This window comes from Sphingobium sp. AS12 (assembly GCF_019097845.1).
Lineage (GTDB): Bacteria > Pseudomonadota > Alphaproteobacteria > Sphingomonadales > Sphingomonadaceae > Sphingobium.
Window position 1 is genome coordinate 175,246 of the sequence record NZ_JAHRGM010000024.1, and the last position, 12,055, is coordinate 187,300.

Annotated in this window: 14 protein-coding genes; 7 read left to right on the top strand and 7 right to left on the bottom strand. The window is 64.3% G+C overall.

Annotated features, from left to right (window positions below; translation table 11 throughout):
• Positions 1–2: 2 nt before the first annotated feature.
• The 4 genes from KRZ98_RS09750 to KRZ98_RS09765 all read right to left on the bottom strand — a co-directional run bounded on the left by KRZ98_RS09750 (position 3) and on the right by KRZ98_RS09765 (position 2,795).
• Complete coding sequence (locus KRZ98_RS09750; protein WP_217673364.1) at positions 3–992, bottom strand: nucleotidyltransferase family protein; 990 nt, start codon at positions 990–992, stop codon at positions 3–5.
• Positions 989–1,852, bottom strand: a complete 864-nt coding sequence (locus tag KRZ98_RS09755; protein WP_217673365.1) for an HprK-related kinase A — start codon at positions 1,850–1,852, stop codon at positions 989–991. Before KRZ98_RS09755 ends, KRZ98_RS09750 begins: the two co-directional genes overlap by 4 nt.
• Positions 1,849–2,136 carry an HPr-rel-A system PqqD family peptide chaperone gene (locus KRZ98_RS09760; protein WP_217673366.1) on the bottom strand — a complete coding sequence of 96 codons (288 nt, stop codon included), beginning with the start codon at positions 2,134–2,136 and terminating at the stop codon, positions 1,849–1,851. The genes KRZ98_RS09755 and KRZ98_RS09760 overlap by 4 nt, the downstream gene beginning before the upstream one ends.
• Before the next feature lie 218 nt (positions 2,137–2,354).
• On the bottom strand, positions 2,355–2,795 hold the full coding sequence (locus KRZ98_RS09765) for a hypothetical protein (protein ID WP_217673367.1): 441 nt from the start codon (positions 2,793–2,795) through the stop codon (positions 2,355–2,357).
• 98 nt (positions 2,796–2,893) lie between these two features.
• Here KRZ98_RS09765 and KRZ98_RS09770 point away from each other — a divergent pair, with 98 nt between their 5' ends.
• The 7 genes from KRZ98_RS09770 (at position 2,894) to phoB (ending at position 10,179) form a co-directional block, all read left to right on the top strand.
• Positions 2,894–4,168 carry a cell wall metabolism sensor histidine kinase WalK gene (locus KRZ98_RS09770; RefSeq protein WP_217673368.1) on the top strand — a complete coding sequence of 425 codons (1,275 nt, stop codon included), beginning with the start codon at positions 2,894–2,896 and terminating at the stop codon, positions 4,166–4,168.
• An 85-nt stretch (positions 4,169–4,253) separates the two neighbouring features.
• Positions 4,254–5,321, top strand: a complete 1,068-nt coding sequence (locus tag KRZ98_RS09775) for a substrate-binding domain-containing protein (RefSeq protein WP_217673683.1) — start codon at positions 4,254–4,256, stop codon at positions 5,319–5,321.
• A gap of 8 nt (positions 5,322–5,329) precedes the next feature.
• Positions 5,330–6,724, top strand: a complete 1,395-nt coding sequence (gene pstC / locus KRZ98_RS09780) for a phosphate ABC transporter permease subunit PstC (RefSeq protein ID WP_217673369.1) — start codon at positions 5,330–5,332, stop codon at positions 6,722–6,724.
• The gene (pstA, locus tag KRZ98_RS09785; protein WP_217673370.1) at positions 6,721–7,965 is read left to right on the top strand and encodes a phosphate ABC transporter permease PstA; all 1,245 of its coding nucleotides are present in this window, start codon (positions 6,721–6,723) and stop codon (positions 7,963–7,965) included. Before pstC ends, pstA begins: the two co-directional genes overlap by 4 nt.
• A gap of 8 nt (positions 7,966–7,973) precedes the next feature.
• Positions 7,974–8,762 (top strand): phosphate ABC transporter ATP-binding protein PstB, encoded by a 789-nt coding sequence (pstB, locus tag KRZ98_RS09790; protein WP_217673371.1) that lies wholly within the window; start codon positions 7,974–7,976, stop codon positions 8,760–8,762.
• A gap of 17 nt (positions 8,763–8,779) precedes the next feature.
• A complete protein-coding gene (gene phoU, locus KRZ98_RS09795; RefSeq protein WP_217673372.1) occupies positions 8,780–9,472 on the top strand; it encodes a phosphate signaling complex protein PhoU in 693 nt (230 codons plus the stop codon).
• Between the two features lie 5 nt (positions 9,473–9,477).
• A complete protein-coding gene (gene phoB / locus KRZ98_RS09800) occupies positions 9,478–10,179 on the top strand; it encodes a phosphate regulon transcriptional regulator PhoB (RefSeq protein WP_026149749.1) in 702 nt (233 codons plus the stop codon).
• Positions 10,180–10,283: 104 nt separating this feature from the next.
• Here the strand turns inward: phoB and def are convergent, their stop codons facing one another.
• The 3 genes from def to recR form a co-directional block, all read right to left on the bottom strand.
• Positions 10,284–10,814 carry a peptide deformylase gene (gene def, locus KRZ98_RS09805; RefSeq protein ID WP_217673373.1) on the bottom strand — a complete coding sequence of 177 codons (531 nt, stop codon included), beginning with the start codon at positions 10,812–10,814 and terminating at the stop codon, positions 10,284–10,286.
• Between the two features lie 52 nt (positions 10,815–10,866).
• Complete coding sequence (locus KRZ98_RS09810; RefSeq protein ID WP_217673374.1) at positions 10,867–11,325, bottom strand: VOC family protein; 459 nt, start codon at positions 11,323–11,325, stop codon at positions 10,867–10,869.
• Between the two features lie 84 nt (positions 11,326–11,409).
• A complete protein-coding gene (gene recR, locus KRZ98_RS09815; protein WP_217673375.1) occupies positions 11,410–12,006 on the bottom strand; it encodes a recombination mediator RecR in 597 nt (198 codons plus the stop codon).
• Positions 12,007–12,055 lie beyond the last annotated feature (49 nt).

Genomic DNA, 12,055 nt, shown 5'->3' on the forward strand with positions numbered 1-12,055 from the left:
GCCTATTGCGGCCGATGCCCCTTGCGCCATTTGGTCCATAAGTGCCGGGCCAGCATAAGCGGGGGCATCCGCAGCCAGTGGGAGCGCAGGAAGAAGGCGAATACCAGCGCCTTGCGGGTTTCGCGGCCCCAGCCGTTGCGGGCCAGCAGGCGGGCGCGGATCAGGCGATCCCATAGCGTCAGGCGCGCGCCGGAGCCGTAGAGTGCGGCGGCGAGGCGTTGCGCCTGCCGGACATGGAAACCCAAGCCATGCCGGGCGGCGCGGGCTTCCAATATGTTCGGCTCAGTGTCGGCCAGCAGATGATGGATGTCCCACAGGTTGCGCAGGCCGCCCTGCAAATCGCCATCAGCCAGCATATGGGCGACGGCGTGGACGACGCGATCTTCGGGCGAGAGGACGTACAAACCGTCACCCAAAGGCATGGCATCGGCGATCATCGCGGCAGCATCCGGGGTCTGGCGCGCGGTCAGCGGCAATATCGTGTGATGCACGTCGATCATCCGGTCGCGCGTGGCGTGGATCATCGGCGGGAGTTCGTGCATCCACTGGCGATAATAGGCGTCGTCATAGGGATCATCCTTCACCCATTCCCAGCCTGCTACGATCAGCGCCTGTTCGACCGCCGCCATCGCCTCCACCGGGACGAGGATGTCGAGATCGCCGATGAAACGGCCCTGCCTGGCCTTCAGCCCAGCGGCGGCATAGGCGGTGCCTTTGAGCAGCACGACGCGGACGCCAAGCGGCCCAAGCGCCTGCGCCGCGCGGTCGGCTTCCCACAAGGCTTGGCGCGCTTCGCGGGCGGCGTCGGCCCGCGCGTCGGACAGGATCGGCATGACCGCTGGTGGCACCGTGACGTCGGCCAGGCGAAAGGCCAGCGTGCCGATCAGCCGTTCGGCACGGGCGGCGGCGATCAGGCTGTTCCAGCCTGACGCATCCAGTGCGGCAACGGACGCGGGATCGCGCAGCGTCCGCACCAACAGCGCGGCGCTCACGCCATTTCCTCCCACAGCCGTTCGACCATGGCGATCGCCTCCTCGCCGGTCGGGAAGTCGATCGCGCGGGCAGGAACATCGCGCACGAAGCGGGTCAGTGCGGTGAAAGCCGGTTCGCCCAGCGCGACATAATTGGTCGAGGCTTGGGTCAGGCGCATGAAGATTTCCGCCTGACCAACGGCTCGCATATCGGCGGCGTGGCCGAAGCGGGGGAAGAGTAGCAAAGCGGGCATCGCCCCCTGCCCCATATGCGCGACCGCATCGGCGCGGGGGACCATATGGCGAATGTCGCCCTTGGCCGTGGCGGCGAGCAGTGGTCCCATGCGGGCCGCCCCGACTTCGCCCGCCACCACGCCGATGGCGCGATTCTTGAGACTGACGAGGCGGGGAAAGGGCAGGATCGCGCCGCTTTCGAGGTCGAGCAGCGCAAATTCATCGCCCATGAAGCGCCAGCCGCGCTCACCCAGTAGGGCAGCCAAGGTCGATTTGCCGGAGCCGGACTCGCCGGTCATCACCAGCACGCGGCCATCCTTCTCCACGCTGGAGGCATGGAGCAGCAAATGCCGCCGCCAGCCCAGCGCCATTTGCAGGTTCATGCCCATCTCCGCCGCCAGCAGGCCGTGGGACAGGCTCATCGGCGCGGCGTCGGCCAGGCCATGGTCGCCAGTGATGAAGATGGACGGGTGGATGAAGCGACGCACAAGGCTGGTCGGCTGGAGCCGGACGGTGAAGTCGGCGATCGCATCGGCGGGTTGCGGATAGGTGGCGTAAAGGCTGGTCAGTTGCGCGATCGGCGCGGGCCAGGCGGAGCCGATGCGGAAGGTCGCAGGGCCGATGCGCAGAGTCAGCTGATGCCTCATGCCGGGCGCACCAGACCGAGCGCGACCAACGCGTCGAGATGGACGGCGATTTCGCGCATGGCGTCGTCCGCCGGGCCAAGGTCGAAGCTGCGCGCCAGCCGGTCGTGAATCTGCGCCACGCTGGCGGGGGCGCCGTCGGCCAGTTCATCCAGAATTTCGGGGACCGGGCTGATCACCATATGGGTCTGGCCCGACCGGGGATGATAGAGCAGAACGATATCGTCGAGCGCGCAGGCGGCCACCGCGTCCACTCCTTCCCGCCGATAGAGTTTCGTTGCTGCCACTCTCTGCCATCCCATAAGCTACGCCCTGCTCCGGCGCTATCGCATATGGTGCCATCCCACATCCGTCATGCTGAACTTGTTTCAGCATCTATTTCTCATCCCAAAACAACTGTTTGATCTGGCGAAATGGACCCTGAAACAAGTTCAGGGTGACGATGAAGGAGATGTTGGCCTCACATATACAATCCCTCTCCTAACGCAGAGGGGTAGCCAAGTGCCTAACGCGGCATCTGGAGCGAGGCGTAGCAGGTGAAGCCGCTGGTGCCTGACTGGAGGCGGCGAATATAGTTGAGATAGGCCTGATTTTGCTGATAGCTGGTGCCGGGCAGCGGGCGGCCACGCAGCGCCTGCTTGACCTGTTCGCCGGTAAATGGGCGGCCAGTGCCGGGGAAAGCGCCGGGCGTCCCGGCGGGAACCAGCTGGCCATTGGGGGCGATCAGATTGCCCGCACGGCTGGCGTCCGGCACGGGAATCGTGCAGTTGAGGACCGAGGCAGCGGTATTGGCCAGTGCAGGGCGGATCGACACGATCGCGGAGGCCGCCGCTGCGCCGCCCATCAGCAGCTGGCGACGCGACGGCACGGCCAGATCGGGCGTATCGGCCTGCACAGCCGTTTCGGGCTGCTGGTCATCATCCTGTCCGGTCATCGGCTCGCTCATCTGATCCTGATCCGCTATCGGGCTTGCCAAAGCGTCATGATTGCACGCTATTGGGCCTGACATCGCAGCAAATACGCGACAAATCCAGTGCGGTAACCATGAATCGACTCAGTCTTTCCCAGATCATCGCGTCCTTCGCCGTCCTCTTGCTCAGCACGGGCGCTGCCTTGATGATGGGCGCATCCCCCTTTGCCATCGCGCTGCCAGTGTTGGCCGGGGTGATCGTCCTGGCCATCACGGCGGATGCCGGGACGCCACCGCCCGACGTGCCGGACGTGGCGATGGATGAGCCGGACCTGATCGACCATCCCGATTTCGCCAGCCTGCTGGAGGGGATTTCCGATCCGCTGATGCTGGTGGAGCGCGGGCGGATTGCGCGCGCCAACCGGGCGGCGCAGCGCCTGCTGGGCGCGCATATCGAAGGGGACGATGCGCGCATCGCCATCCGCCACCCGGCGGCTGCCGAACGGCTGGCGAGCCTGGCCCCGCTGGCCGAACCGTTCATGATCGAGCTTGTGGGGCTGGGAACGCGCGAGCAGCGCTGGCAGATGCGGGTCGCGCCGGTGGGTGCAGTGGCCGACATGCGCCGCCTGGTGCATCTAGTCGACCATAGCGGCACCCATGCCGCCGAGCGGATGCGGGTCGATTTCGTCGCCAATGCCAGCCACGAATTGCGCACGCCGCTGGCCGGGATATTGGGCTTTATAGAGACGCTGGCCGACCCGGAACTCGGCAAGGATGACGAGACGCGGCAGCGCTTCCTGAAAATCATGGACGGCGAAGCGCGGCGGATGCAGCGGCTGGTCGATGATCTCATCTCCCTTTCGCGGATCGAGGCGGAAAAATATCGCGCGCCGGACGCATCAGTCGATCTGGGCGAACTGGTCGCCGAAGCGGTCAATGTGTTCCGCTCCAGCCATGGCGAACGGGGCCGCGAAGTGGAGATGGAGGTTTCGCCGGGGCGGCAGGCGGTGCAGGGCGACCGGGCGCAGTTGTCGCAACTGCTGCACAATCTGATCGGCAATTCGGTGAAATATGGCCGTCCCGGCACGCCGATCCGGGTGACGCTGAGCGAGGGGGGCAGCCGCATGTGCCGTCTGTCCGTCGCCGACGAAGGCGAAGGGATTGGCCCGGATCATCTGCCGCGCCTGACCGAACGATTCTATCGCGTCGATTCGGGGCGCAGCCGGGCGATGGGCGGGACGGGTTTGGGGCTGGCGATCGTCAAACATATTGTCGAGCGGCATCGTGGACGGCTTGATGTCGCGAGCGTACTGGGCAAGGGAACGACCGTAACCGTGCTGCTGCCCCTGATGCATGACGCAGAGAGTCCGGCCTTGTCATCATCGCCCGGCACTATGTCATCAAACTGAAACCTGAATGTCACAATGCCGCGATGGAGCGGCCCTATAGCGCCGGTCAAAGGGGGCAGCGAACAGCGAATCGCGGCCTTTCATGATGGAGGTTTCCGTGAATAAATTCACCTTGTTCGCCGCGACGGCATTGAGCGTCATTTCCCTTTCCGCCTGTGGCGACCAAAGCGGTGGCGGCGCTGGCCAGACCCGCGACCAGATTCGCGCGGTCGGTTCGTCCACCGTCTATCCCTTCGCCACGGCGGTTGCCGAACTGTTCGTGCAGGGCAATCCCGGCATGAAATCGCCGATCATCGAATCGACCGGCACGGGCGGCGGCATGAAGCTGTTTTGTGCGGGCGTTGGTGCGCAGCATCCCGACATCGCCAACGCATCGCGCCGGATGAAGAAGTCCGAATTTGATATGTGCGCAGCCAATGGCGTCAAGGACATCATCGAAGTGCAGGTCGGCGTCGACGGCCTGGCCTTTGCCGAAGCCAAGAACGGCCCCGGCTACAAGCTGACTCCCAAGATCGTCTATGAGGCGCTGGCCGCCAATCCCTATGGCAAGGGTCCGAACAAGGCGGAGACGTGGAAGGATGTCGATCCCTCCCTGCCCGCCATCGCGATTTCCGTCTTTGGCCCGCCTTCGACCAGCGGCACGCGCGATTCGCTGGCTGAGCTGATTCTGGAAAAGGGCTGCCAGTCCGATCCGGCGATGAAGGAATTGAAGGACAAGAACGAGGACGAATATAAGGCGACCTGCACCCGCGTTCGCGAGGACGGCAAATATGTCGATTCGGGCGAGAATGACAATCTGATCGTGCAGAAGCTGGGCGCAAACCCCAATGCGGTCGGCGTGTTCGGCTACAGCTTCCTGGAAGAGAATAAGGATACGCTCAAGGACGTGCCCATCAACGGCGTCGAGGCGACCTATGAGACCGTATCTACCGGCCAATATCCCGGCGCGCGTCCGCTCTACATATACGTGAAGAAGGCGCACATCGCCGCCATTCCGGGGCTTCAGGGCTATCTGAACGCCTTTGCCGCCAACTGGTCGCCCGACGGCGCGCTGACCAAGCGCGGCATGGTCGCGGCACCCGAAGATGTGCGCAAGGCCAGCGCCGAAACGGTCAAGGCGCTGACCGTTCTTGATGGCTCCAAGCTGAAGTAAGGGCCATAATGACCGGTCCCGCACTTTTCCTGCTGCTCGCTGGCCTGGGCGCTATCGCCTGGGTCAGCGCCCGCGCCCGCGCGCTGCGCTTGCAGACCGTGGCACGGGCGACCGGGCGGCGTGATGCCGTCCACTCGCTGCCGGGCTATCATGGCTGGTATGTGGCGCTGTGGACGATCGCGCCAGCTGTGCTGTTCCTGGCGGTCTGGGCCAATATCGTGCCTGGTCTGGTAACGCAGGCGGTGCTGGCCGATCCGGCGGCGCAGAGCCTGCCTATGGATGATTTCTCGCGCTCCGCCATATTGGGCGAGGCGCGGTCGATCGCGACGGGCGCGCAGGCCGGGGCGTTCAACCCGCTGGCGCAGGGACTGGTCGAACCCTATCGCGCTGCGATCAACAAATATGGCGTCGCCGGCGCAGTGCTGGCGATCGTGCTGGCCTTTGCCGGCGGCGCTTATGCCTTCACCCGCGTCCGCCCCGATTTCCGGGCACGCACACGGGTCGAGCGGCTGGTGATGGCGACGCTGCTGATCGCGTCGCTGCTGGCGATCGTGACCACGGTGGGGATCGTTGCCTCCCTGCTGTGGGAAAGTTTCCGCTTCTTCTCCATGGTCAACCCACTGGATTTCCTGTTCGGCACCAAATGGTCACCGCAGTCAGCCGCGATGGGCTATGGCAATCAGGATGCCTTCGGCGCGGTGCCGCTTTTCTGGGGCACCATCTTCATCGGCGCGATCATCGCCATGGTCGTCGCGATCCCGCTGGGCCTGATGAGCGCCATCTACCTCACCCAATATGCCCAACCGGTCGTGCGTAAGTGGATGAAGCCGACGCTGGAGATGCTCGCGGGTGTGCCGACGGTCGTCTATGGCTATTTCGCGGCGCTCACCATTGCCCCGGCACTGCGCGACTTCGCGGTGATGATCGGCATCCATGGCGCTTCGTCGGAAAGCGCGCTGGCGGCGGGTCTGGTGATGGGCGTGATGATCATTCCCTTCGTCTCCTCCATGGCCGACGACAGCATCGCCGCCGTGCCGCAATCCATGCGCGACGGCAGCCTGGCGATGGGCGCGACCACCAGCGAGACGATCCGCAAGGTCTTGATCCCCGCTGCCCTGCCCGGCGTGGTCGGCGGCGTGTTGCTGGCGGTCAGCCGCGCCATCGGCGAGACGATGATCGTGGTGATGGCCGCTGGTCTTGCCGCCAATCTGACGCTCAACCCCTTTGCCAGCGTGACCACGGTGACGACGCAGATCGTCCAGCTGCTGACCGGCGACCAGGAATTTGACAGCGCCAAGACGCTGGCGGCCTTTGCGCTGGGACTGGTGCTGTTCGTCGTCACGTTGCTGCTCAACATCGTGGCCCTGCGGGTCGTGAAGAAATATCGCGAGGCTTACGAATGACACCCACTCGCAACCCCACCGACTGGAAGTCGGACGAAATGCGCAAGCGGATTGCGCGGCGCTATGCGGCCGAGCGGCGGTTTAAATTCGCCGGGCTGTTTGCCGTGGCGCTGTCTGCCGCTTTCCTGGCCTTCCTGCTGTTCACAATGATGGGCAACGGGCTGCGCGGCTTCACCCGGACCGAGATTGCGCTCCAGATCAATTTCCCGGCATCCCCTCTGCTGCTCGATCCGGCCAACATCACCGACGCGGCGCTGGCCAATGCCAACCTGCCGATGGTGACGGGGCAGGTGGCAAGACAAGCACTGGGTGCGGATGCCGACGCCTTGCTGTCATCGACCGCCTGGATCAGCATCCGCGATGCGATCAAGGCCGATCCCGCCATATTGGGGCGGACGGTGACGATCCGCGTCCCGGCGTCCACCACCATCGACCTCGCCGCCAAGCATGAAGGCGCGCCGGAAGCCGAAGCCGCGGTCGAACGGCTGCGCAAGGCAGGCCTGCTGACGACCGGCTTCAACTGGAGCTTCCTGACGGCAAGCGATGGCACTGACCCCACTCAGGTCGGCATATGGGGCGCGTTCAAGGGATCGTTGCTGACGATGCTGGTGACGCTGGCGCTCAGCTTCCCTATCGGTGTGGCGACGGCCCTTTATCTGGAGGAATATGCGCCCAAGGCGTGGTGGACCGACATTATCGAAGTGTCGATCAACAATCTGGCCGCTGTCCCCTCGATCATCTTCGGCCTGCTGGGCCTGTCGATCTTCCTGAACTTCCTGCATCTGCCGCGATCGGCGGCGCTGATCGGCGGCATGACACTGGCGCTGATGACGATGCCGGTCATCGTCATTGCCGGGCGCAACGCGATCAAGTCGGTGCCGCCCAGCATCCGCGACGCCGCGCTCGGCATCGGCGCATCGCCGGTGCAGGTGGTGTTCCACCATGTGCTGCCGCTCGCCCTGCCCGGCATCCTCACCGGCACGATCATCGGCATGGCGCGCGCGCTGGGCGAAACCGCGCCGCTGCTGATGATCGGGATGCGCGCCTTCATCGCGACGCCGCCGGGCGGGATCAGCGATCCGGCGACAGTGTTGCCGGTGCAGATTTTCCTGTGGTCCGATGAAGTCTCCAGGGGCTTTGTCGAAAAGACGTCGGCCGCCATCATCGTGCTGCTGGCCTTCCTCCTCGCGATGAATGGTCTGGCCATCTATCTGCGCAACAAGTTTGAAACACGGTGGTAAACGCACCCATGACCGAAGCAACAAATCCTCTGGCCATTGCCAACCCCAAAATGTCGGCCCGCGACGTCAAGGTATTCTACGGCGCGAAGCAGGCGATCAAGGGCGTGTCGATCGACGTCGACATGGACCATGTCACCGCCTTCATCGGCCCGTCGGGCTGCGGCAAGTCGACCTTCCTGCGGACTTTGAACCGCATGAACGACACCGTCGCCAGCGCGCGGGTGGAAGGCATGATCATGCTGGATGGCGAGGATATTTATTCCCCGTCGATGGACGTGGTGCAGCTGCGCGCGCGGGTCGGCATGGTGTTCCAGAAGCCCAACCCCTTCCCCAAGTCGATCTACGAAAATATCGCCTATGGGCCGCGCATCCATGGGCTGGCCCATGCCAAGGCGGACCTGGACGTGGTCGTTGAAAAATCGCTGCGCCGCGCTGGCCTGTGGGAAGAAGTGAAGGACCGGCTGCATGACAGCGGCACCGCCCTGTCGGGCGGGCAGCAGCAGCGCCTGTGCATTGGCCGCGCCATCGCGGTGGAGCCGGAAGTCATCCTGATGGACGAGCCCTGTTCCGCGCTGGACCCGATTGCGACGGCGAAGATCGAGGAGCTGATCCACGAGCTGCGCGGCCGCTATGCGATCGTCATCGTGACCCACAATATGCAGCAGGCCGCGCGCGTGTCGCAACGGACCGCCTTCTTCCACCTCGGCGATCTGGTCGAATATGGCGTGACGAGCGACATATTTACGAACCCGACGCAGGAGCGGACCAAGGATTATATCACCGGTCGCTACGGCTGATCGCGGGAGAGACGAATATGGCTGAACATACGATCAAGGCGTTCGACGAGGATATCGACAGGCTGCGCGGCCTGATCGCGGAAATGGGCGGACGCGCCGAAGCCGCGATCGAAAGCGCGATGATCGCGCTGCAACGGCAGGACCTGGTGCTGGCGGCGCAGGTGGTGGCCGACGACAAGCGCATCGACGCGATCGAGGCGGAAGTCGAGAAGCTGGTCATCCAGGTGATTGCGCTCCGCGCGCCGATGGCCAACGATCTGCGCGACGTGATCGCCGCGCTCAAGATCGTCGGCGTGGTCGAGCGCATCGGCGACTATGCCAAGAATATCGCCAAGCGCGTGCCGCTGATCATGGTCAACCAGCGCACGCTGGAACCGGTGTCGCTGCTGCCGTCCATGGGACAGGTGGCGAGCGAAATGGTGCATGACGCGCTCAACGCCTTTGCCGCGCGCGACGCCGACCTGGCTATCGCAGTGGTCGAGCGCGACACGGTGGTCGACGATTTCTACAACAGCGTGTTCCGTACGCTGGTGACCTATATGGTCGAAAATCCCAAGACGATCAGCGAATGTGCGCATCTGCTGTTCATCGCCAAGAATATCGAGCGGATCGGCGACCATGCGACCAATGTCGCGGAGATGGTCTATTATGCGGCCACGGGCCAGACCCTGCCCGACCGCGACCGCGGCGGCGCGGCGGCGGAGGAATAAAGATCATGGCCCGTGCAAAAATGCTGCTGGTCGAGGATGACGCGGCACTCGCCGAACTGCTGATCTGGCATTTCAAGCGCGAGGATTTCGACGTCGCCCATACCGTCGATGGCGAGGAAGCCTTGCTGATGGCGCAGGAAAATGTGCCTGACATCGTGCTGCTCGACTGGATGGTGGAAAGCCTGTCGGGGATTGAGGTGTGCCGCCGCCTGCGCCGCGCCAATGGCACCGCCAATGTGCCGATCATCATGCTGACCGCGCGCGGGGAAGAAGAAGATCGGGTGCGCGGGCTGGAGACAGGCGCGGACGATTATGTGACCAAGCCTTTCTCTCCGCGCGAACTGGTGGCGCGGGTCGGGGCGGTGCTGCGGCGCGTGCGCCCGGCGCTGGCGGGTGAGACACTGACCTTTGCCGACGTCGAGATGGACACAGTGGGGCACAAGGTGCGGCGCGGCGGGCAGGTGATCCCGCTTGGTCCCACCGAATTCCGCCTGCTGCGCCATTTTCTGGAGCATCCCGGCTGGGTATTCTCGCGCGAGCGGCTGCTCGACAGCGTGTGGGGACAGGACAGCGACATCGAACTGCGCACCGTCGACGTCCATATCCGCCGCCTGCGCAAGGCGATCAACGGCGACGGCCAGTTTCAGGACATCATCCGCACCGTGCGATCAGCGGGCTATGCGCTGGATACCGATGGCGTGAGCTGAGGCAATTACCTGTCATGCCAGCGAAGGCTGGCATCTCCCTTTTCTTTCCAGCGTCGCGCCAGAAGGAGTGAGATCCCGGCTTTCGCCGGGATGACGGGCGCAAGTCAGGCGGCGCGGCGGGCCTTGGTCAGTTTCTTCATCAGCATGTCGCGCTTCATGCGCGACAGATGGTCGATGAAGAGAACGCCTTCCAGATGGTCCATTTCATGCTGGAGGCAGGTGGCGAGCAGCCCTTCAAGCTGTTCTTCATGGATGCGGCCGTCTCTGTCCATCCAGCTGGCGCGGATCGTCGCGGGGCGCTCCACCTCGGCATATTGGTCGGGGACGGACAGGCAGCCTTCATTATAGACTGACAGATCCTCTGATTCCCGCAGGATTTCCGGGTTGATGAACACCATCGGCTTCTTGACCGGGGGGGCATCCTCCGCGTCGGATTCTGGTTCTTGCAGGTCCATCACCAGCACCCGCTTTGGCACGCCGACCTGGATCGCGGCCAGGCCAATGCCGGGCGCGTCGTACATCGTCTCGAACATATCGTCGATCAGCCGTTGCAGATCGGCGTCGATCGACTCCACGGGGGTCGAAATGGTGCGCAGGCGCGGGTCCGGCGCCTCAAGGATAGGAAGAATGGCCATGGCTCTAAAATAGCGGAAAGACGCAGAATTTCAAGCGATGCGCTGCATCGCGCTATTCACCCAGCCATTCGTCGATCGCGGGTTTCAATATGGTCGAAATCAGCTCGACCAGCAAGCCGCCATCTGGCGAGGTGAGATAGGCGATCGCGCCATAGCCCTGTTCCGGCGGCAGGTTGGCGGCGCGCGGCGTCCAGCCCGCCGCGACCAGCCGGTCCGCTTCGGCGGGCAGATCATCCACCCACACACCGATATGGCGCGCGCCTGCGGGCCTTGCGGTATCGTAAAAGCTGCTATTGCCCTGCACCAGTTCCAGATGGATCGGCCCGCCCAGCGAGTAAGTGGCGCGCACGCTGATTTCCCGCGCGCCTTCCTCCGGGGTCCAGAAGGGGAGCGGATCGAAATCGCGGATCGGCGCGAATGTCAGCCCCAGCGCCGCGCTATAATCCGCCACCGCCCGGTCGATGTCCGGAACGGCAATGCCCGTGTGATGGGTGCGGCTAAGGTCGATCATCGGGCATCCTTCCGGTGGGTTATCTGGCCCGGTCTAGCGGAGGGATGCAGCGGGGTCAGCTAACAGCTTTGGCAGGGTGCGCCCCTACCCCACCGGTCTTCTTGCCCGCAGCGCCTGCGCCAATGTGCCTTCGTCCAGATAGTCCAGCTCGCCGCCGACCGGGACGCCATGGGCCAGCTGGGTCAGGCGGATCGGGAAGCGTTCGAGCCGTTCGGCGAGATAATGGGCGGTGGTCTGGCCCTCCAGCGTGGCGTTCATCGCCAGCACCACTTCATCGACCCCGCCCTGTTCCAGCCGGGCGACCAGCGCGTCGATCGTCAGATCTTCCGGTCGGATACCCTCCAGTGCGGAGAGACGCCCGCCCAGCACATGGAAGCGGCCCGGAAAGAGACGGGACTTGTCGAGTGCCCACAAATCCGCGACATCCTCCACGACGCACAGCGCGCGGGGATCGCGGCGGGTGTCGGTGCAAATGCCGCAGGGATCGACCGTATCGACATTGCCGCAGACGTGGCAGGTGACGAGCCGTTCGTTCACCGCCTCCAGCGCGCGCAGCAACGGGGCCATCGCGGCTTCGCGTTTCTTGATGAGGTGCAGCACCGCGCGCCGCGCCGAACGCGGGCCAAGACCAGGCAGACGGGACAGGGCTTGCGTCAGCGCTTCGATTTCAGTGGATGCCATGTAGTGAGATAAGGACTTGCAACCCGTCCCGACAAGGGCTTTGAGGTTG